Annotated in this window: 19 protein-coding genes; 6 read left to right on the forward strand and 13 right to left on the reverse strand. The window is 29.9% G+C overall.

What is annotated here, in order from left to right:
* Positions 1–143 precede the first annotated feature (143 nt).
* A complete protein-coding gene (locus tag L0U72_RS08040; protein WP_233883365.1) occupies positions 144–686 on the reverse strand; it encodes a DUF2911 domain-containing protein in 543 nt (180 codons plus the stop codon).
* Between the two features lie 171 nt (positions 687–857).
* On the opposite strand from L0U72_RS08040, the gene L0U72_RS08045 reads away from it, so the two are divergent.
* Both L0U72_RS08045 and L0U72_RS08050 read left to right on the forward strand, forming a co-directional pair.
* On the forward strand, positions 858–1,379 hold the full coding sequence (locus L0U72_RS08045; RefSeq protein ID WP_233883364.1) for a peroxiredoxin family protein: 522 nt from the start codon (positions 858–860) through the stop codon (positions 1,377–1,379).
* Complete coding sequence (locus L0U72_RS08050) at positions 1,369–2,598, forward strand: hypothetical protein (RefSeq protein ID WP_233898844.1); 1,230 nt, start codon at positions 1,369–1,371, stop codon at positions 2,596–2,598. The genes L0U72_RS08045 and L0U72_RS08050 overlap by 11 nt, the downstream gene beginning before the upstream one ends.
* A gap of 61 nt (positions 2,599–2,659) precedes the next feature.
* On the opposite strand, the gene L0U72_RS08055 is transcribed toward L0U72_RS08050, so the two are convergent.
* From L0U72_RS08055 to tyrS, 7 genes are all read right to left on the reverse strand, one after another.
* Positions 2,660–4,114 carry a RagB/SusD family nutrient uptake outer membrane protein gene (locus tag L0U72_RS08055; RefSeq protein WP_233898845.1) on the reverse strand — a complete coding sequence of 485 codons (1,455 nt, stop codon included), beginning with the start codon at positions 4,112–4,114 and terminating at the stop codon, positions 2,660–2,662.
* A 13-nt stretch (positions 4,115–4,127) separates the two neighbouring features.
* Entirely contained in the window at positions 4,128–7,208 is a 3,081-nt protein-coding gene (locus L0U72_RS08060) for a SusC/RagA family TonB-linked outer membrane protein (protein ID WP_233898846.1), read from the reverse strand.
* Positions 7,209–7,245: 37 nt separating this feature from the next.
* The gene (locus tag L0U72_RS08065; RefSeq protein ID WP_101918631.1) at positions 7,246–8,241 is read right to left on the reverse strand and encodes a transporter family protein; all 996 of its coding nucleotides are present in this window, start codon (positions 8,239–8,241) and stop codon (positions 7,246–7,248) included.
* Positions 8,204–9,241, reverse strand: a complete 1,038-nt coding sequence (locus L0U72_RS08070; protein WP_233861499.1) for a cytochrome-c peroxidase — start codon at positions 9,239–9,241, stop codon at positions 8,204–8,206. The genes L0U72_RS08065 and L0U72_RS08070 overlap by 38 nt, the downstream gene beginning before the upstream one ends.
* 113 nt (positions 9,242–9,354) lie before the next feature.
* Positions 9,355–10,245: an MbnP family protein gene (locus L0U72_RS08075; protein ID WP_233898847.1), complete on the reverse strand. Its 891-nt coding sequence runs from the start codon at positions 10,243–10,245 to the stop codon at positions 9,355–9,357.
* A 114-nt stretch (positions 10,246–10,359) separates the two neighbouring features.
* Positions 10,360–10,746: a hypothetical protein gene (locus L0U72_RS08080; RefSeq protein WP_233898848.1), complete on the reverse strand. Its 387-nt coding sequence runs from the start codon at positions 10,744–10,746 to the stop codon at positions 10,360–10,362.
* A gap of 393 nt (positions 10,747–11,139) precedes the next feature.
* Complete coding sequence (gene tyrS, locus L0U72_RS08085; protein WP_233898849.1) at positions 11,140–12,441, reverse strand: tyrosine--tRNA ligase; 1,302 nt, start codon at positions 12,439–12,441, stop codon at positions 11,140–11,142.
* 211 nt (positions 12,442–12,652) lie between these two features.
* Between tyrS and L0U72_RS08090 the strand changes: the two genes are divergently transcribed.
* Both L0U72_RS08090 and L0U72_RS08095 read left to right on the forward strand, forming a co-directional pair.
* The gene (locus L0U72_RS08090) at positions 12,653–13,732 is read left to right on the forward strand and encodes a hypothetical protein (protein ID WP_233898850.1); all 1,080 of its coding nucleotides are present in this window, start codon (positions 12,653–12,655) and stop codon (positions 13,730–13,732) included.
* Positions 13,733–13,848: 116 nt separating this feature from the next.
* Positions 13,849–14,850 carry an NAD-dependent epimerase/dehydratase family protein gene (locus L0U72_RS08095; RefSeq protein ID WP_233898851.1) on the forward strand — a complete coding sequence of 334 codons (1,002 nt, stop codon included), beginning with the start codon at positions 13,849–13,851 and terminating at the stop codon, positions 14,848–14,850.
* A gap of 7 nt (positions 14,851–14,857) precedes the next feature.
* On the opposite strand, the gene L0U72_RS08100 is transcribed toward L0U72_RS08095, so the two are convergent.
* Genes L0U72_RS08100 through L0U72_RS08110 form a run of 3 tightly spaced genes read right to left on the reverse strand, consistent with a single transcriptional unit; the run spans position 14,858 to position 17,377 of the window.
* On the reverse strand, positions 14,858–15,274 hold the full coding sequence (locus tag L0U72_RS08100; RefSeq protein WP_101918624.1) for a DUF4296 domain-containing protein: 417 nt from the start codon (positions 15,272–15,274) through the stop codon (positions 14,858–14,860).
* Positions 15,275–15,294: 20 nt separating this feature from the next.
* The gene (locus L0U72_RS08105; protein ID WP_233898852.1) at positions 15,295–16,644 is read right to left on the reverse strand and encodes a dihydroorotase; all 1,350 of its coding nucleotides are present in this window, start codon (positions 16,642–16,644) and stop codon (positions 15,295–15,297) included.
* A gap of 10 nt (positions 16,645–16,654) precedes the next feature.
* Positions 16,655–17,377, reverse strand: a complete 723-nt coding sequence (locus tag L0U72_RS08110) for a polyprenol monophosphomannose synthase (RefSeq protein ID WP_233898853.1) — start codon at positions 17,375–17,377, stop codon at positions 16,655–16,657.
* A gap of 96 nt (positions 17,378–17,473) precedes the next feature.
* Here L0U72_RS08110 and L0U72_RS11795 point away from each other — a divergent pair, with 96 nt between their 5' ends.
* Positions 17,474–18,112 (forward strand): DUF4271 domain-containing protein, encoded by a 639-nt coding sequence (locus tag L0U72_RS11795; protein WP_394801455.1) that lies wholly within the window; start codon positions 17,474–17,476, stop codon positions 18,110–18,112.
* 12 nt (positions 18,113–18,124) lie between these two features.
* The gene (locus L0U72_RS08115; protein WP_101918620.1) at positions 18,125–18,871 is read left to right on the forward strand and encodes a uroporphyrinogen-III synthase; all 747 of its coding nucleotides are present in this window, start codon (positions 18,125–18,127) and stop codon (positions 18,869–18,871) included.
* Between the two features lie 103 nt (positions 18,872–18,974).
* Here L0U72_RS08115 and L0U72_RS08120 read toward each other — a convergent pair whose 3' ends face one another.
* Both L0U72_RS08120 and L0U72_RS08125 read right to left on the reverse strand, forming a co-directional pair.
* The gene (locus L0U72_RS08120) at positions 18,975–19,559 is read right to left on the reverse strand and encodes an acyltransferase (protein WP_233898854.1); all 585 of its coding nucleotides are present in this window, start codon (positions 19,557–19,559) and stop codon (positions 18,975–18,977) included.
* A gap of 533 nt (positions 19,560–20,092) precedes the next feature.
* Positions 20,093–20,818 carry an energy transducer TonB gene (locus L0U72_RS08125; RefSeq protein ID WP_233883343.1) on the reverse strand — a complete coding sequence of 242 codons (726 nt, stop codon included), beginning with the start codon at positions 20,816–20,818 and terminating at the stop codon, positions 20,093–20,095.
* Between the last annotated feature and the right edge of the window lie 38 nt (positions 20,819–20,856).

The raw sequence follows: 20,856 nt of genomic DNA on the forward strand, positions 1-20,856 counted from the left end.
GTTTAAGAAGCGACAAATTTACGTTTATTTTAAATACTATATTTGTTTATTTTTTATTAGCAAAAATCTTCTTAAATAAATACAAATAGGTTTAAAAATCAATTGATTTTTAAACCTATTTGTAGAAATTAAATATAAAAAAATTATGCTTTTACAGGAACCTCAACTATTGTTGTTCCCCATCCTAAATACATATTAAAATCAGTATCTTTTCCATCAAAGGCAATAGAAAATACTTCTGTTTTTTTAGTCGCTTTAGAAACCGTTGCTTGTACACGTACCACATCTTCCGATTCACTATAAAGATAAGAACCCCATACATTTTTAGCGGTGCTTAAAATTACCGTCCATTCTTTATCTCCAGGAATGGTAAATAATGTGTAAGTACCTGCTTTAACTTCTTTTCCTCCAAAATTAGCATCTTTATAAAATGTAATTTCGGCAGCTTCGTTAGCGCCTGTTCTCCATACTTTTTCATTGGGTGCTAATTTAGAAACGGCTCTTCCCTTTAATTGCGGACGGCTATAAATTACTTTTACCAACTTATCTGAAATTCGATAACTACTAGGATATGCCGCCGCATCCATCGGACTTTTATCTAATCCTGCAAAACTTTGTGCTTTTACTTGATTAGAAAATAATATTGTTAGCATTAAAACAGCTATTACTAAGAGACTTTTTTTCATTCTAAATTATTTTTAAATTGCTATTATTACTATTTGGTCTTCAAAATTACGAATCCTTACAGAAAAAAAACCTTAATAATTACCTATACTTATGTTAAATTTAAAACAGTATTAATCAATTTTTATTCTTTTAGATATTCTTATTTTTGACTAGGAAATATTATTAAGTTTATGACGTACCTCTACTATATAAAAAAGAGTATATTAGTTAGTTTATTTATATCAACAAGTACTATAACAAGCTGTAAAACAACTGAAAAAGAAAACAAATCAAACGAATATAACAAAGCATATACAACAAAAAAATATATCGACTTATATGGAAATACCATAAATATAAGTGATTATAAAGGTAAAAAAGTAGTATTAAATTTTTGGGCAACTTGGTGTAAAAACTGTAGAAGTGAAATTATGTTATTTTCCCAAAATAAAGCCTTTTTTGAAAAAGAAAACTACATTCTTCTTTTTGTTTCGGATCAAAGTATAGAGGAAATTAAAAATTTTAAAGAAAAAAATAATCTTAAATTAAAATTTATTAAATATAAAGAAAACCTTATTAATTTAAAAATTTACTCACTACCCACTACTTTTATATATAATGAAAAAGGTATAGAAGTTTCTAAAAACATAGGTGTTTTAGATTTAAAAAAACTTAAAAATACACACTCAAATAAAGAAATAAATGAAAAATAAAAACCCATATATATTATTATTAATTATTTCTACATTAATATCATGTAATTCTAATCAAAAAAAAACAACCAATTTTATAACTTTAGATGATAACAATCAAACTAGTTTACCCTATCTATTTACAACTAAAAAAGGAACACTATTGTTATCGTGGAACAAAAAAATAAACGACTCTATAAATCAGCTTAATTATTCACAACTAAAAAAAGGAAACTGGGAGAAATCAAAAGAAATAATAAAAGGTAAAAATTGGTTTGTAAACTGGGCTGATTTCCCTTCAATTTCTGCGAACAATAATACTATTTTATCTCATTTTTTAAAAAAATCATCTAAAGAAACCTATTCTTATGATATCAAATTAAATGTATTATCTAAAGAAAAAAAAGAGTGGCTAGTAAATTTACCGCTTCATGATGATACTACTAAAACTGAACATGGATTTGTAACAATGATTCCTTATAATAATCATTTTTTTATAACCTGGCTAGACGGAAGAAATACAGCTTCAATAAATGCTAACAAAAACAATGGACACGCAGGACATCAAGGGACTATGACCCTAAGATCGGCAGAGGTTTCTTCTGATGGTAAAATAACAAATAGAACTCTTTTAGATTCAAAAACATGTAGTTGTTGCCAAACTACCGCTGCAATTACTAAAAATGGTCCTATAGTTTTATATCGTGATAGGACTGATAATGAGATTAGAGATATTTCTATAACAAGATATGTAAATGGTAAATGGATTACACCTCAACCTATTTATAATGACCAATGGATGATTAAAGGATGTCCTGTAAATGGCCCTAAAGTTGATGCTTTAAAAAATGATGTGGCAGTAGCTTGGTACACTGCTGTAAACGATAAACCGACTGTTAAAGTTGTTTTTTCTCAAGATGGTGGTGCTAATTTTTCTCCACCTGTTTTAATCAATAATAAAGAAACTTTAGGTAGGGTTGATATTAAATTACTAGACAACAAAAACGCCTTAGTTTCTTGGATTGAATTATTGAATGATAAAAGTTATTTAATGGCTGTAAAAGTAAATAATTCAGGATATAAATCTAAAGCTATTATTATTAGTGAAATAAATAGCTCTCGAAAATCTGGATTTCCTCAAATGGAAGTCGTTAAAGATAAAGTATATTTTGCATGGACATCGCTCCATAATAAAACGCCAAGTATAAAAACAGCTTATGTACTTTTAAGTGATTTTTAATAAATATCAAAAAAAAGGGTCTCAAAAAATTGAGACCCTTTTTTTTAAAAAATAAAAATAATTAATACCCTTTTGTTTGTTTCATTCCTGATGCTTTTACCTCACTTGCAGGTATCGGGTATATTGTTTGTGGTGAAAATGCGACTATATTCAAATTATTAGATTTTAAACCTGTATTGATATGGTCTGTTATAAGGCGATTAATATTTGTACCTGTTCTTATATAATCATAAACTCCATGTCCTTCAAGCGCCAACTCTTTTCTACGTTCTTCGTGTATTCGTTTTTTAAGAACGTTCCCTGACCCTGTTACTTTATGAGCATCAAAATCTGTTGTTCGTTTTCTTATTAAAGTATTAAGATACATTCTAGCTTCAGAAAGTCCAGAAGCTCCATTTGCACAAGCCTCTGCAGCTATTAAATAAACTTCAGAAAGACGTATTACTGGAACATTATGAATACTTAACCCTGAGCCTCCTTCTCTATTAATATATTTTACAAAGCCCATCTTTGTACCTTCTTTATCATCTGTTAATAAATTTTTTCGGGGGTCTCCTTTATACGATTTTAATAAATTAACAAAAGTTTGAGTAGCAATAACATCGCCTTGTCCTCCTTCACAAAAATCAAATTGAGCGCCCAAACCATTACTTCCTACTGAGTTTTGGTTATCTATACTAATTTCAAAAAGCGATTCTGATGTATAATCATTAAATTGATAATTATCAGTTCCCATAAGGTAACTTTCTCCTCTTACAGCTATTACTTTCTTAGCGTAAAAAAGAGCATTATTCCAATCTTGCTTGTATAAATACACTCTAGCTAATAAAGCATTAATTCCTGTTTTAGTAATATATTTGGTGCTACCCTCTGCCCATGAATCATTTTTAATTAATTGTAGCCCTTGTTTTAAATCTAAAATAATTTGATTATAAGTTGCACCTAAATTGCTTCTTTCAATAACAATTTCTGAAGAAGATAATTTTAATGGCAATCCTTGTGATTTCTCTCCTTCTTTAATCCAAGGATAGGTAAATGTTCTTGTTAAATCGAAATATATCATTCCACGAAGTGCTAAGGCTTCTGCTTTAATTTGTTTTTTATCAATATTACTTCCTTCAGCATTTTCTATATTATCTAATATTAAATTAAGATTTCCTATTGCCTTGTAAGACTGTAGCCATAAACTTTCTGCACCACCATTGTTATTACTACTTTCATTATATTTATATTCGGTTTGCTCGTAATCTCTAGGATTATATGTTGTTTTTACAAACCTAAAATCAGTTCCCTTTACAGCTGCTCTCTTATACAAATTACGACCTAAATATGATGCTTTTGATATTTCATTATATGAGCCATTAAGTAAACTTTGTAGTTTATCAACTGATTTTATAACTAATACTTCTGAAATTACATGGTCAGGGTCTTGGGTTAATATTTCATCACTACAACCTTGTTGTACAAAGATTCCGACAAGCAATATTGCTATCTTTATATATTTTAATTTTTTCATCGTTAGTTTATTTTTAAAATTTTAATTCAAATCCTAATAGAATACTAGTTGCTGTTGGTGTTTGAAAGAAATTAACACCATTAGATATTGCTTCAGGGTCATAATCATTCATCTCTGTAAACATCAATAAATTATCTGCTTGAATATATACACTTCCACCGTCAATTATGTTCATTTTAGGTAAATTAAAACTTAATTTAACGTTCTTTAATTTTAAATAATCTGCACTATATAAATGCCTTGTAGAAACATCATTTGAAAAAGTATTATTACCGTTAATTCTAATAGGAACATTTGAAGTAAGATTATTTGGATTCCATGGATTTAATTGTGCTGTCGTATTTGTAAATTGTGGAGCATGTCCATCATCATCTCTTTTAAAAGCTGTTCTGTCATATACTTTTCCTCCTAATCCAAAAGTGAATAAAAAATCTAGATTTAAGTTTTTGTATGTAAACTGATTGTAAAACCCTCCTTGAATATTTTGAAGTGCTTTCCCAAAAATTCCAAATCCTGCAGACTTTGCATCTGTTGTTATTTCTCCTGTTCGCTTTCCTTGATTTAAAACATAATATTGAGCCAATCCATTTTCTTTATTAACTCCTGCATAATCTCTTAAATAAAAAGAATTTAAACTTTCTCCTACTTTAACAATTGTAGGATTTTGACCATATTTAGAGTTATACGTTGGTGTTAAATCTCCTTTTAACTTGGTTACCTCATTGGTTAATAATGATAGATTTAATTTGGTATTCCATGAAAAATCAGTACTAGAAATAGGTGTATAACCTAACTCCAATTCCCAACCAGAATTATTCATTTCTCCAAAATTTTGTAGTTGATTACTAAAACCCGTAGTTCCTGATACAGGAATATTTAAGAGTAAATCTTTCGTTTTCTTTGAGAAGTATTCTAACGAAATATTTAACTTATTAAATGCTACAGCATCAATTCCTATATTAAAATTATTACTTAACTCCCACGATAAATTAGGATTTGCTAACTGTCCATATGAAAGCCCTGATGAACCTCCGTATCCTTTTTTAGCAGAATCGAAAAAAGCTAATGAAGCATAATGTTCTGGAGGTAAATTACCATTTGTTCCATAACTAGCTCTAAGTTTTAAATAATTAAGTGCATCTATATTTAAAAAAATTTCTTCACTGATAATCCAGCCTCCTGAAACAGACCAAAAATTACCCCATTTAGAATCTTTTCCGAAACGAGAAGAACCATCTTTTCTAAAACTTCCTGCTAAATAATATTTTTTATTAAAATTGTAATTGAATTGAGAAAAATAAGACAATAAAGCATAGTTTTCAGAATGTCCTTTCCAAGACCATAACGAACCGATACTACTTGAAGATAATAACTCATTATCTAAAATATCATACCCTGAATTATTTATTGATTTCATTTTTGATACTTGAGATTCAAATCCTAATAAAGCTCCAAAAGCATGTTTATTAACTTCTTTATTAAACGTTAATAAATTAGACGATGTATATTGAAAAGCTTTACCCTGTGAAACATATAAAACACCATTCCATTTACCTCCACCAGCTCCAAATTCTTTATTATCATATAAAGATTCTTCATTATTTTGATGGTCGATTCCGAAAGTTGTTTTAAAATTAAATTCTTTCGTTAAATTGATTTGAGCAAAAGCATTTCCTCTAACTCTAAATTCATTATTAATATATTCTCCTACTTTTATAATACCTATAGGATTGGCATTTTTTTCAATTCCGTTTGGTAAATTTGCAATTCTCATATATCCTTTAGCATCATAAATAGGTGCTGCTTGAGGTAAAACTCGAGCCATATATAATGGGTTTAATCCTCCTGCATACGTTCCATCATACTGCCCTGTATTTCTTTCTGACTTTGCTACAGAAAGATTCATACCAATAGTAAGCCAATCTTTAGCTTTATTTTCAATATTAAGTCTTCCTGAATAACGTTTATAATCTGATTTAATAATAGTTCCTTCTCTTTCTAAATAACTACCTGATGCATAAAACCTTGTATCTTCATTACCTCCTCTAGCGGAAAGACCATATTTACGTACAGAACCTGTTCTATAAATAGCATCTAGCCAATCAGAATTAACCTGCTTATTTCCATAAATTGACTCATAATCGTTTTGTGAAGATTTTTTATATTTAGCATACAGAACTGCATCTTTATAGACTCTAGAAAACTCACTATTTTCATTATTTTGAATATACTGATGTAACTGTCCTTCTTCCCAAAGATTTTTAAATTGAGTATTTGTTATTGTTTTTTCCTCGGTTAAATTAAACGTAGGTCCAAATTCTGTATAAAACGTCATTTTTGTATCGCCATTAGTTCCTTTTTTTGTGGTAATTACAATAACTCCATTAGCTGCTCTAGACCCATATAACGAAGCTGCTGCTGCATCTTTTAACACAGTAATACTCTCTATATCATTAGAATTTAACGTAGATAACGGATTCATTTTATTTACAGCCCCATTACCTCCGATACGAGAATTATTATCAGAATTAATAACAACCCCATCTAAAACATATAGAGGTTGAGTTACTCCATTAATAGAACCAATTCCTCTAATTTGAACATTAGAACTTCCTCCTGGCTGACCTGTCGTATAAATATTAACCCCTGCAACACTTCCTTGTAAAGCTGTTTCAAAACTTGCAGAAGCTGTTCTTTTAAGAACCTTATTACTTACTTTATTTGCCGAACCGATTAAACTTCTTTTTTTAGACGTTCCGTAAGCAGTTACAATAACCTCCTCTAAACTTTCTTGATTTTCTTTTAACTGAATACTGTTTAGTTTATCAAGAAGTGTTACAATTTTTGTTTGATACCCGACTGTTGTAATTGTTACTTTTACATTTTTCTGATTTTTTGAGTTTGTTAATTTAATTATAAAATCACCATTTAAATCAGAAGCTGTTCCTATATTTTTATCAATCGTAGAAACAATAGAAGCTCCAATAATTGGGTTTTTATTTTCATCCGTAATTTTTCCTTTATATATTTTTTGTGCAAAAACGTTACATATAGGCACTAGAAGTCCTATGAATAAAAGTAGTATTTTTTTCATTATTGTAAATTTGTTGAATTTTTTTTAAACTATTTTTTTAGAAGTTATAGTTTATATATACACTTGTTCTGTATTGAACTTCAATAATTCCTTGTGATAAATTTTGGTCAATTGGATACATTGCTAATGCTCCAAAAGTTAGTTTTTCGCTGTTATATTCAATACCGATATTGGTGAAAATGGCATGACCATCGGTATTTTTTACGGGTAAATTATATTTTTCATTACTTTGATAAAACTCACCTGATACTCCTAAAGAAGGCACAAAAGCATGTGCTTTATTATCTTTAAAAACATAAAAGAAGGCGCTATTAAAATTGAATTGATTTCCAAATTTATATTCTTTATCGTTGGTTGTTTTGTAGTAATAATTTACATAATTGGTAACGCCTATATTGTTGTATTTATACACATATTGTAGGTTTGCGATATAATCGACACTTCCCGTACCTAGCTGAAAACTAGGATTTACCGAATTATTAATTTTTTCATTATAATTTCCTGTTGGTAATTTAACTCCTGCTCCTATTTTTACGACATGATTGGTTGAATGAACTCTATCTGTTATTTTATTATAGGTTGCTTTTTGTTGATTAATTATTGAATAATTAGCAAATAGGCTAATATCTCCGAGTCCATTTATGGATGTTTTTTTAGTGATATATTCTCTATGATGAAAATGATATGGTACAAAAACTTGCAGTTCTAGGTTTTCGATAATTGGGATTCTTGACCAAATTTGTACAGTATTAAAGAACTCGTTAATTTTAGGAGAATCGCTAAAAATTCCATCTTTTGATTGGTATTTTTGATGTAAATATCGAACTCCTACAAAATTATTATCGATAACACCTCCCATTCCTAAACTTCCTCCGTTGTTACTACATCCGCAGGCATCGCATTCTTCTTCTAAAAAAGCTTTATACGAAGGCGGGAAAATATCTTTAGAAAAACACTGTGTTCCTATAAATATACTTATTAAAAATACTATTTTATTAAGGTTCAAATCTTTTATCTGTAAGAAAGGTATCATCTGTAAGTGTTTTTAAAAAAACAATAATTGCTTGTTTTTCTTGTGTTGTTAATGGTATTCCGAGTATTCCGTTGTGTTTTAAAATTGGATCTAAATTTTCAGTATTTTGAACGCCATCGGAATAAAAATTAAGTACTGCTTCGAGTGTTAAGAACCTTCCATCATGCATATAGGGTGCGGTTACTTGGATATTTCGTAAACTTGGCACTTTAAATTTATATTTTTCTTTGCTATCAAAAGCTGTTTCCATGCGTCCAACATCTTGAATTTTTGGATCTATTGATAATCCATTATTTCGAAAAGAATCATCTGTAAATAAATCGGTTTGATGACAGGTTGCGCATTTTTGTTGAAAAATTTTTAGTCCTTTTTTTTCTTCTGATGAAAAATTGCTGTCAGTTTCATTTCTGATATATGTATCATATTTTGAATTTGCAGAAACCATTGTCAGCATAAATTGCGATAATGCTTTAAAAGTATTTTCTGAGGTTATTTCGCCGTTATCAAAAGCTTCTTCGTACATTTTTTTATACGGAGCTTTCTTTTTCAACTTTTCGATAACATTCGAAACAGTTTCATCCATTTCGTTTGGGTTGGTAATTGGCACGATTGGAAACATATCTAAATGTGATGTGGCTCCATCCCAAGCAAAATGTTTTTGAAACGCCATATTTTGAATTGGCGGTGTATTTCGTGTTCCTTCTCTACCATCAACGCCGTGACTAAATTGATGTCCGTGATGCGTAAACGCAAAGGTTTGTTCGTGACAAGAGGCACAAGAAGTTGTTCCGTCTGAAGAGAGAACGCCATCATAAAAAATCTTTTTTCCTAAGGCGATTCCTTTATCGGTAAGCGGATTTCTCTGAAAATCATAGGTTGGTTCTGGGAAATTACTTGGTTTTTCAAAGGCAACAGGCATTTTTGTATACACGTTTTCTTTTTCACTACAAGCGGAAAACAGTGATACAAAAACGACTAAAACAAAAAAATAATTTTTCATTTTATACGTTTTTTATAGGTTTTTAATTAACGTTTATCTGATTTTAAAATCAGTTCCTAAATTTTTTTCTGATATTTTTCAGGAACTGATTTTACTAAAAACTATTAATTTTCCTAATGATTTTCTTCGTTATAATGTAAGTGATCAAAAGCGAACATTTTCAGACTATTTTCTGAAATCCCTGTAGTTTTAGGTCCCATTAAAACAGGTGTTTCTAAAACATTGATGGTATTTTTTCCTGTAAGCATTTTACTAGCATCTACGGCAAGGTGTACTTGTGGTGATTTATCTTTAGCTACTAAAAAAGGATTTTTAGTTAAATCAAGGGTAATTTCTTTATATAATTCTTTTCCTTTAGCATATTCACCATCATTTGCAGCTGCAGCAACGTGATATTTAAATATCTGAACTGCTGCTTCTTGGCTTACACTTTTAGTGTTTTCTTGTTTTTTAATTATTGAACTAGGAGTAACTCCTTCTAATACTAAGAATTTATATCCTGTAGCCCACGCCCAAACTAATGAATATTCTTCGGCTCTTTCCCAAAGATTATTGGCAAATTGTTTTCCACCTTTATAAGTATCTTCGTCAATACCGACACCAAATTTAATTTTAGTATATTTTCCAGCAGGCACATCTGTTAAGTTGATTGCTGTTTTTGCTGGTAATGTTGTATATTCTTTAGTCGTTTTATTATATTTTTTTCCGCCTTCGCTGATGATAAAAAAACTTTTTTCCTTTGGATATACATATTCTTCTCCTGATTCGGTAACTAACACAAAATTTCCGACAATATAATCAAAAGCATTAATGGTTAATTTTTGTTTTCTATCTCCATCAATTAAGTTTTTTTCTACGCCTAAAACTAAATTTTCTCCTGCGAAAGAAGCATCAAAATCAATGGAAACATTATTTTTCCCTGTTAATTCTGAAGTTTCATTATCATTACAAGAAGCGAAGGTAAAAGCGATAGCGATTGCTATTAAACTAAATATTTTTTTCATTTTATAGGTGTTTCTATTTTGATGAACTTTTTTAAGTCATCAAAAAATTATGTTTGAATTTTTTAAATTTTGATAAACAGCCCACGAAACCTGTATTAAAAACACAAGTATAAATTAGGCTAACCGATATAAAAATGAAGAATTAGGTGGATGAAAAGTAGCAGTTTCAAACAAATAAGAATACGTTTGATGATAAGAAAACTCATCAATTTTATAAATTTTTATTGATTTTTTTGCAGATAATTCTATTAATTCTACAAAACCAATAGGATATTCTTCCATGTGAATACGAAGCGATTTAAAATCATCTTCTTGTTGCTGTTCTATTTTTTTCATTAATTGACATTTTCCGTTACACTGAAGTTCGGGTTTGTCTTTATTAATACATAAAACTTTAGAGATATAATCATAATTTATTGCGTACTCCACAAAGGGAGCTACTGGTCGCAACATCGCTACCAGATACAGTAAAATGAATATATATACACAAGATTTTTGCAACAAAAAATAATTTTAAACAATACTGCAAAGATAGTTTAACAAAACTTTTTAGTCTAAAAAAACAAGCAGTAAATATTATTTTTATTTATTCTAAATAAATAACTATATTTGCCTTATAATAGTACATTATGATTATATTTTATACTCAAAACAAGAACGTTAAGACTAATCTTAAAAGTAAACAAGCAGATCGTATTAATACGATCCCTCAAAAATTGGCATCAAAAAAAGTACTTCCAGTGAGTATTTGTGATGCTGTTTGTAGTTCTAATTGTATCAAACCAAAAAGTAGCTGTTGTAATAAATATCAAAAAAAAGGCATCAACTGTAAGCGATGCCCTTTAACTTTTGATATAAAAATTGCTTATTAATCTTTTTTTAATTACTTCTTAATTAAACTAATTTCAATAAAAAATAACTCTTTTTTCCACGTTGTAATAACACGTATTTATCAGCAATTAAATCTTTGGATGTAATTAAGAAATCTTCTTTTACTTTTTCTTTATTTACAGAAACCGCATTTTCTTTTAAAGCTCTTTTAGCATCTCCGTTTGATTTTAAAAAGTTTGTTTTTCCTGATAAAGCATCAATCATTGATAACCCTTCTGAAATATCATCTTTAGAAACTTCCGCTTGTGGAACGCCGTCAAAAACATCTAAAAAAGTTTGTTCATCTAAACTTTTCAAATCTTCCGAAGTTGATTTTCCAAATAAAATATTCGAAGCTTTTATTGCTTTTTCTAGTGCTTCTTCCGAATGAACAAAAGTAGTAACTGCGTTTGCCAATGTTTTTTGAAGCGCTCTTTCGTGTGGTGCTTCTTGATGTTTTTCAATTAAATCTTGAATTGTTTTTTCATCTAAAAATGTAAATATTTTAATATATTTAGCTGCATCTTCATCCGAAGTATTTAACCAAAATTGATAAAATTTATAAACGGATGTTTTATCAGCATCTAACCATACATTTCCACCTTCCGATTTTCCAAATTTTGAACCATCGGCTTTGGTAATTAATGGGCAAGTCATTGCGTAGGCTTTTGCCTCTTCACCAACATGCATTCTACGGACTAATTCTGTTCCCGTGGTGATATTTCCCCATTGATCAGAACCACCCATTTGTAATAAACAGTTGTGGTTTTTATATAGATGATAAAAATCGTATCCTTGAATTAATTGGTAGGTAAATTCAGTAAAACTCATTCCTCCAGTAGCTTCGCCAGAAATTCTTTTTTTAACAGATTCTTTTCCCATCATATAGTTTACGGTAATTCGTTTCCCTACATCTCTAGCAAATTCGATGAAGGAGAAATCTTTCATCCAATCGTAATTATTGACCAATAACGGGGCGTTTTTAGCCGTGCTATCAAAATCTAAGAAACGTGCTAAAGTTCGTTGAATTCCTGCTACATTTTTGGCTAATGCTTCTTCGTTTAACAAATTACGTTCGTCTGATTTTCCTGAAGGATCGCCAATCATTCCTGTTGCACCACCTACTAAAGCTACGGGTTTATGTCCTGCTTTTTCTAAATGAACAAGCAATATAATTGGCACTAAACTTCCAATATGTAACGAATCAGAAGTTGGATCAAAACCGATATATGCTGCCGTCATTTCTTTTTGTAATTGCGCTTCAGTTCCAGGCATCATGTCATGAACCATTCCACGCCATTGTAATTCTTTAACTAAGTTATTCATTTGATTCGTGTTTCTTTAAATTTACTGAAATATGACTTTTAAACACAATAAATCACTAAATATTTCGGCATATTTAGACGTATTTAAAAATATTTAGAAGTATTCCTGTTTTTAACACAAATATAAACCTCTTTGGCATATATTTTGAAAAAGAATATATACTTTTATATTTCTAAAAAAGAAATCTAAAAATAATCAAAACTAAAAAAGAATGAAAAATTTATTGAAACCATTATTTATTGCATGTAGTGCCTTTTTAATCGGAACAACTTTTACGGGTTGTAGTGAAGAACAGAATGAACTTGCTGTAGACCCTGATAAACCTGTAATCGAAACTCCTGATTCACCTAAAGAATTAGTTATCAATAGTGCTGATTATTTTCCAACATTAGAATTAACAGCCGAAGCTAACACCACTTTAGACGTTGTTGTAAAATTTTCAGACGCTGAAAAGAAAATGAAACGTTTATACATTACTAAAAATGTATACGGAAGTGAGCAAGGAGCTGTTGCTTATGATTTATCAACTGTTACCGCAGCCGTTAAAACTTATGGCGATGGTGCTATCAACTTAGGTAGCTTAGAAGGGCAAGAATTTACCTATAAAATTCCTTTTGAAGCTCCAACAAGTACCGATGGTGTTGTTGTATATAAATTATGGACAACGCGTCTTGCTGCTTTAGGAACAACTAGTAAAGGAGATTTTAGAGATGTTACGAAAAGAAATGCTTATGGAGATGCAAATGCTTTCGGTACCATTACGATTAAAGCAGGTACAGGAAGTGCAACTGCAACTACTATGAAACAATTTTCAGCAGTTATTTTAGCGGCTCCTTTGGCAGATGGTTCTTCTAAATCTTTTATATCAGTATATAACGGAGAAACGTATGCTATTAACGCAGGATTAGAAACTGCTTCTTTTTGGGATTTTGGTTACTATTATGGTAATAGTCATAAAGCTTCTTTTGCATCAGCTTCAGATTTTCCTAAAGCGATTGTTGATATTGCTGATAAATCTAAAATAAATATCGCACAAGAGCCTTTAAATAATTTTTACATTGCTAAATCTACGAAGGATTTTGATAATGTAACGGCTACTGAATTAGAAACTATTGTTAAACCAACTTCAGAGAAAGTTACGAATTTAAGCATAGGAAGTGTTTTAGAATTTCAAGATAAAAATGGTGCTAAAGGATTAATTAAAGTAACCAAAATATCAGGAACTAATGGAAATTCAGGTAAAATATATTTTGATGTAAAAATTCAAAATGTTGAATATATCAAACTATAATTAACAAAAATAATCATTCAATTATCATTTAATGATTATTGAATCGTTCAATAATAATTTAAAAGAGGTCGATATTTCGACCTCTTTTTTTGGTTAAAATAATTTATCTTTGAAGCATGATTTTAGTTACAGGAGGAACAGGTTTAGTTGGGTCGCATTTATTGTATCATCTGCTACAAAAAGGTGCTAAAATTCGGGCAATTTATAGATCCGAAGGAAAGCGGGAACACGTCAAAAAAATATTTTCTTTTTATACAGATGATGTTGCATCTCTTTTTTCAAAAATACAATGGATTCAGGCAGATATTACAGAAACACCTTCTTTAGAAGCTGTTTTTAAAGGAATTACGGAAGTTTATCATTGTGCTGCCTTGGTTTCTTTTGATCCGAAGGAATATAAAAAAATGCGTCAAGTAAATATTGAAGGAACGGCAAATATTATTAATTTTTCTATTGAAGCCAAGATTAAGAAACTATGTTTTGTAAGCTCGATTGCTGCCGTTGGAAATGCCATAAATTCTCAACCAATCAATGAAGAAAATGAATGGTCAGATAGTGATATTCACAGCGGATATTCCATCACAAAATACGGTGCTGAAATGGAAGTTTGGCGAGGCAGTCAAGAAGGATTAGAAGTCGTTATTGTAAATCCTGGTGTTATTTTGGGAAGTGGTTTTTGGCAAGAAGGTTCTGGGAAATTATTTACCCAAATAAACAATGGTTTTAATTTTTATACCGAAGGAATTACAGGTTTTGTAGGCGTTCAAGATGTGGTAAAAGCCATGATTTTATTAATGGAATCGACCATTAAAAACGAACGTTTTATTTTGGTTTCAGAAAACAAATCATTTAAAGAAATTTTAGTTCTAATTGCCGATAATTTACATAAAAAACGTCCGTCTATAAAAGTAAGTAAATTTTTAAGTGCATTTTTTTGGAGATTTGCTTGGTTTATTTCAATACTAACCAAAAAGAAGCCGTTGCTTACTAAAAATACAGCGCGGGCTTCTCATCCTATTTCCTTTTATAATAGTTCAAAAATTCAAGAAAAAATCAATTTTAAATTTACTGAAATCGCTACTGAAATTAAGAATATCAGTAAAAATTTTAGAGCTTAATTATTTTTTATTTTTCTAATTTATTTTTTTGAAGCTTATTTTTTATGTTATTTTTTGATGAATTATTCGATACAGTATCTTGGATTTTGCTTTTATCCATATAAATTCGTTCTAAAGAGTCGATATTTTTTTTTACTTCTTTGAGCATATCGCCATATTCCTCTACTTTTGAGGTATAATACACATTGCTTAAATTAAAACGTGTGGTATCAATTTTATATTTTTCGTAGATTAGAAACGTATAATTTTCATCTCTTTTCAACAATTTATTTTTGATATTTTTCGTAGATGCTACGATATACATATCAGTTAATAATGCAATCATAGAATCTTTTGGAATCAGATTTTTGGGCTTTTCATACTTGGTATTGCTGGTACAACAAGCCAATAGCATCAATATAAATAGGTAAAAAAAGTATTTCATTATATTTTAAGATATAATTTTTAAACTGTTTTAAATTCTAGGCGTTTTCCTTTGGTTTGTTCATCAAAAACACCATTTACAAACATTAAATTTCCATTTACAAAAGTGTGTGTAATTTTACTTGAAAATTCAGTTCCTTCAAAAGGCGACCAACCACATTTATATAAAATATTATCTTTAGAAACCGTCCAATTTTGATTATTATCGATTAAAACAAGATCAGCAAAATAGCCTTCTTTAATGAAGCCACGTTTTTCGACTCTAAATAATTTTGCAGGATTATGACACATTTTCTCGACTGCTTTTTCAACTGAAATTACGCCTTGTTTTACTTTTTCAAAAATCGCTGTTACGGCATGTTGTACTAAGGGACCTCCACTTGGGGCTTTTGTGTACACATTATCTTTTTCTTCTAGCGTATGTGGCGCATGGTCTGTGGCGATTACATCGATTCTATCATCTAATAAAGCCTTCCATAATCCGTCTTTATCTTTTTGAGATTTTACCGCAGGATTCCATTTAATATGTGTTCCTTTTTCATCATAATCTTTATCGGTAAACCATAAATGATGCACACAAACTTCTGCTGTAATTTTCTTTTCTTCTAAAGGAATATCATTTCTAAAAAGGTGCGTTTCTTTTGCTGTTGATAAATGAAAAACGTGTAACCTTGCTCCTGTTTTTTTAGCTAATTCAATTGCTTTTGATGAAGATAAATAACAAGCTTCTTCACTTCTGATAATTGGGTGATATTTTAATGGAATATCATCGCCATATTTGGCAACATATTCTTCCGTATTTTTTCTGATAGTTGCTTCATCTTCACAATGTACAGAGATTAGCATATCGGTAGAAGAGAATATTTTTTCTAAAGTTTGTTCATTATCCACCAACATATTTCCTGTTGATGAACCTAAAAACAACTTAATTCCCGCTACATTCTTCGGATTTGTTTTTAATAATTCGTCTAAATTATCGTTTGTTCCACCAAACATAAACGAGTAATTTGCGTACGATGTTTTTGATGCAATTTCAAATTTATCTTCTAATAATTCTTGCGTTGTAGCTTGTGGAACGGTGTTTGGCATTTCGATAAATGAGGTAATTCCACCTGCAATGGCGGCCTTACTTTCTGTTCCGATATTTGCTTTATGCGTTAAACCAGGTTCGCGAAAATGCACTTGGTCATCAATCATTCCTGGAATTAAATATTTACCTTGAGCATCAATAATTTCGATAGTATTTTTGATATTTTCGGATTTAATTTCCGTTGAAATTTCTTTAATATAATTTCCTTCGATTAGCACATCGCCTTTAAAAACCTTGTTTTCGTTAACGATTTTCGCATTTTTAATTAAGTATGATTTCATAGTTTTATTATTACTTTGGTAATCCTTTTAAGGTCATTTTTATCACTCCAAATACGGCTTCTTTAATAATTCCAGAACTTAATTTTGAAGTTCCTAAAACTCTATCTGTAAAGATAACGGAAACTTCTTTGATGGTAAATTGATGTTTCCATGCTTTAAATTTCATTTCAATTTGAAAGGCGTATCCGATAAATTTAATTTTATCGAATCGAATAGTTTCGAGTACTTTTCGTTTCCAGCAGACAAAACCTGCAGTGGTATCATGCACGGGAATTCGGGTTATAAAACGCACATATTTAGAAGCACAATACGATAATAAAACCCGTTTCATGGGCCAATTTACGACGTTTACGCCTACGGAATATCGAGAACCTACGGAAACATCGGCACCATCAATGGCACAGGCGTTGTATAATTTAATTAAATCAGCTGGATTATGTGAAAAATCGGCATCCATTTCAATAATAAAATCATATTTTTTAGCAATTGCCCATTTAAAACCGTGAATATAAGCAGTTCCTAAGCCATTTTTACCAGTTCTTTTTTCGAGATAAAGTTTATTTGGATATTCTTTTTGAAGTTTTTCTACGATATTGGCTGTTCCATCGGGAGAATTATCATCGACAACTAAAATATCAAACGCTTTTTTTTGGCTAAAAGTTGCGTGTATAATCGCCGCTATATTTTCTTTTTCGTTATAAGTGGGTATGATAACTAAAGCGTCTGATTTCATGTATTTTTTTTCCTGTAATTTTCATCTAAAACTAAGCAAATATACACTAAATTATCACTAATTTTGTGTTAAATTAATCGCATAAAACAACTACGATTGCAAGCAATTGAACGCATTATTCCTGATAATAATTGGATTACCTTAGTATTTATCGTTGCTATTATTTTGTTAGCGATACTAAAATTAATCAAGCCAAAAAAATTACGAGGTTACGCCTATGCGTTTTTTACTACAGGATTTATCAAAAATAAAATAACAGATAGTGCTTCTTTTTTAACGCCTTTTTATGGTTTTTTATTTTTATTTTCCACGATTATACTTTCCTTATTTTTATTTTTGATACTAATGCCAAGCATATATGCGGATACTTTTTTCAATTATTTGATGCTATTATGTTTTGTATCGGTATATTTTATAGTACGTTTTTTTATTGATGTTATTTTAGCTAAGATTATGCAATCTTCACAGGACTTGCAATATTTTTCAGCTACAAAAATAGGCTACTTAAACAGCCTTAGTTTGTGGTTATTTCCTGTTCTAATTGTCTATCAATATGGGTTTACGAATCGGCTTTTTTTAGTTAGTTTTTTTGGTATCTTATTTATATTCAGGGCTTTTTTAATTTTAAAAAACAACAAAAAAATAGTTATACACAAGTTATTTTATTTTATTTTGTACTTTTGCACCCTTGAAATAGCACCCCTATTAATTGTTTATAAAATAACGACTACGTAAAGAGAAAAATATATGAAAGTGAAAACTATTTTAGTCTCTCAACCTGCTCCAAAGACGGAAACTTCTCCGTATTTTGATTTGGCTGAAAAACAAAAAGTGAAAATTGATTTTCGTCCTTTTATTCATGTTGAAGGTATTGATGGAAAAGAAGTTCGATCTCAAAAAATTGACTTAAAAAACTATACAGCAATTATTTTAACAAGCAGAAATGCTGTCGATCATTATTTTAGAATTGCTGAAGAAATGCGTTTTACAGTTCCCGATTCTATGAAGTATTTTTGTCAATCAGAAGCGGTTGCTTACTATTTACAGAAATATGTTGTGTACCGAAAACGTAAAGTTTATGTTGGAAGTCGAACATTTCCTGATTTGATAAAATTAATAAAGAAACATAAAGGCGAGAAATTTTTACTGCCTTCTTCGGATAAATTAAAACCATTAATTCCTGAAGAGTTAGATAAGTTAGGTATTGATTGGAAGCGTGCAAATTTGTACAAAACTGTTGTCAGTAGCCTATCTGATTTAGAGAATGTTGTTTATGATGTGTTAGTTTTTTTCAGTCCTTCAGGGATAGACAGTTTGTTTGAAAACTTCCCTGAATTTAAGCAGAATAATACTCGAATTGCTGTTTTTGGAAATTCAACAATCAAGGCTGTTGAAGACCGAGGTTTACGTGTTGATATTGCAGCACCTACGCCAAATACTCCTTCAATGACGATGGCTTTAGATAAATATATTAAAGAGAATAATAAAAAATAGTATTTTATTTATCACATAAATTATTAATTTTAATCATCTTAAAAAACCATCAGTTCTTTACTGATGGTTTTTTATATTTTATTTTAATAAGTTAAGATTCTTTTTAGCGTATCTTAATTACGTTATTATTCTGCAATAAATATACCTGACCACTTTCTAAACAGGTTGCTTTTTGGTTTTCATCAAATTCTAATCGATGCCCATATTGGCTTACCCATCCTATTTGTTTTGAAGGATTTCCAACAACTAATGCATAAGGTAATACTTCTTTGGTAACGACTGACCCTGCTCCTATTAAGGCATATTTACCGATGGTATTTCCACAAATTATGGTGGCGTTTGCACCAATACTTGCACCTTTTTTAACGATTGTTTTTACATATTTATTTTTTCTCACAATCGCACTTCTAGGGTTTATGATATTGGTAAAAACCATAGAAGGTCCTAAAAAAACATCATCTTCACAAATAACGCCTGTATAAATAGATACATTATTTTGAACTTTTACATTATTTCCTAAAATAACCTGTGGAGAAACCACCACATTTTGCCCAATATTACATTGATTTCCAATTTTACAGTGTGACATAATATGACTAAAATGCCAAATTTTTGTATTTGTTCCAATACTACAATCGGCATCTATAACGGCGGTTTCGTGAGCAAAAAAAGAGGCTGTTTTTTTCATGATGATAAAATTAATCGTATTAAAAAATGTTAAAGAGTATTAAAAGAGTGTTTTAAATATTAAAGAACCTGTCTAGTTCGAGTGATTTTTTTCTTTCAAAAAAATGGTATTGAGAACTTTTTTAGCGTTAAAATCAATCAAAAATTATCAAGATAAAATAATTCAAATTCTCGATACAATTTTAATTTCTTTTAGAGCCTGTTTAAATTTTATTCCAAAAATTTTTGTAACGTCAAAATAGGTATGACAAGGGGTTAAAACCCCTTGTTTTAAAAATAAAAATGCGTCAAACTGAATTTATTTCAGTTTCTCATCCTGATTTGCCACATTTTTTAGCTTTTTTTGTAATTTTCAGCTCCTTTTAACAAGGGGTTTTAACCCCTTGCCGTCATTTTTTGACACTATATTTTTTTCAGATGAAATTTAAACAGGCTTTTAAAGAGTATTAAAAGAGTATTTTTCATAAAAAAAGCAATCCGTATAGGATTGCTTTTTTTATATTATTTTTTCAGATAAATAGTACGTTATATTTATTACTCTACATTAAAAGTAATTGGTAATGTATATCCTACTCTTACGGGTCTACCTCTTTGTTTACCTGGTTTCATTTTAGGTATCTTTTTAGCGACACGGATAGCTTCTTTTTTCAATCTTGGGTGAGGAGCTCTTGCATTTACACTGGTAATAGAACCATCTTTATCAATTTTAAATTGAACATAAATACGTTTTTTTCCTGGAGCTAATCCTAATTCGTTTGCTAATTCAGCATCAAAATTACGTTGTACGTGTTTCTGTAATTTTTTATTTAAACACGCTTTTTTCTCTGCTTTCGATCCTGTACATCCTGGAAAAATTGGCACTTCTTCAATAATAGAAAAAGGTACATCTTCTACTACTTCTTCTTCTTCTACTACTTCTTCAATATCTTCCACTTCAACGGCTTCCGATTCATCTGTTTCTGTAGATTCAATAACAGTTTCTTCTACTTCTTTTTCATCCTCTACAACTTCAATTTTATCTGGAGCTGGAGGTGGAGGGGTATTTTGTTTTGGCTTTGGAGGCTCTACAATAAGAAGTTCTATCGTTTCTTCTTCAATTTCAGAGGCCATATTCGCTACTCCTAAATCTCCATACTCTTTATCGTATGTTTTATTTTCAATCGCAACATATGTTACAAATAAAGCTAAAACCAAACCTAACTGCATAAACAGTTTACTATAATTCTCTAAGTTTGATTTTGGATTTTTCTTAATTTCCATCCTAAATGTTTTTTAATAGTTCGCTAATTTAATTAATT

The organism is Tenacibaculum piscium (assembly GCF_021390755.1).
GTDB classification, from domain to species: domain Bacteria; phylum Bacteroidota; class Bacteroidia; order Flavobacteriales; family Flavobacteriaceae; genus Polaribacter; species Polaribacter piscius.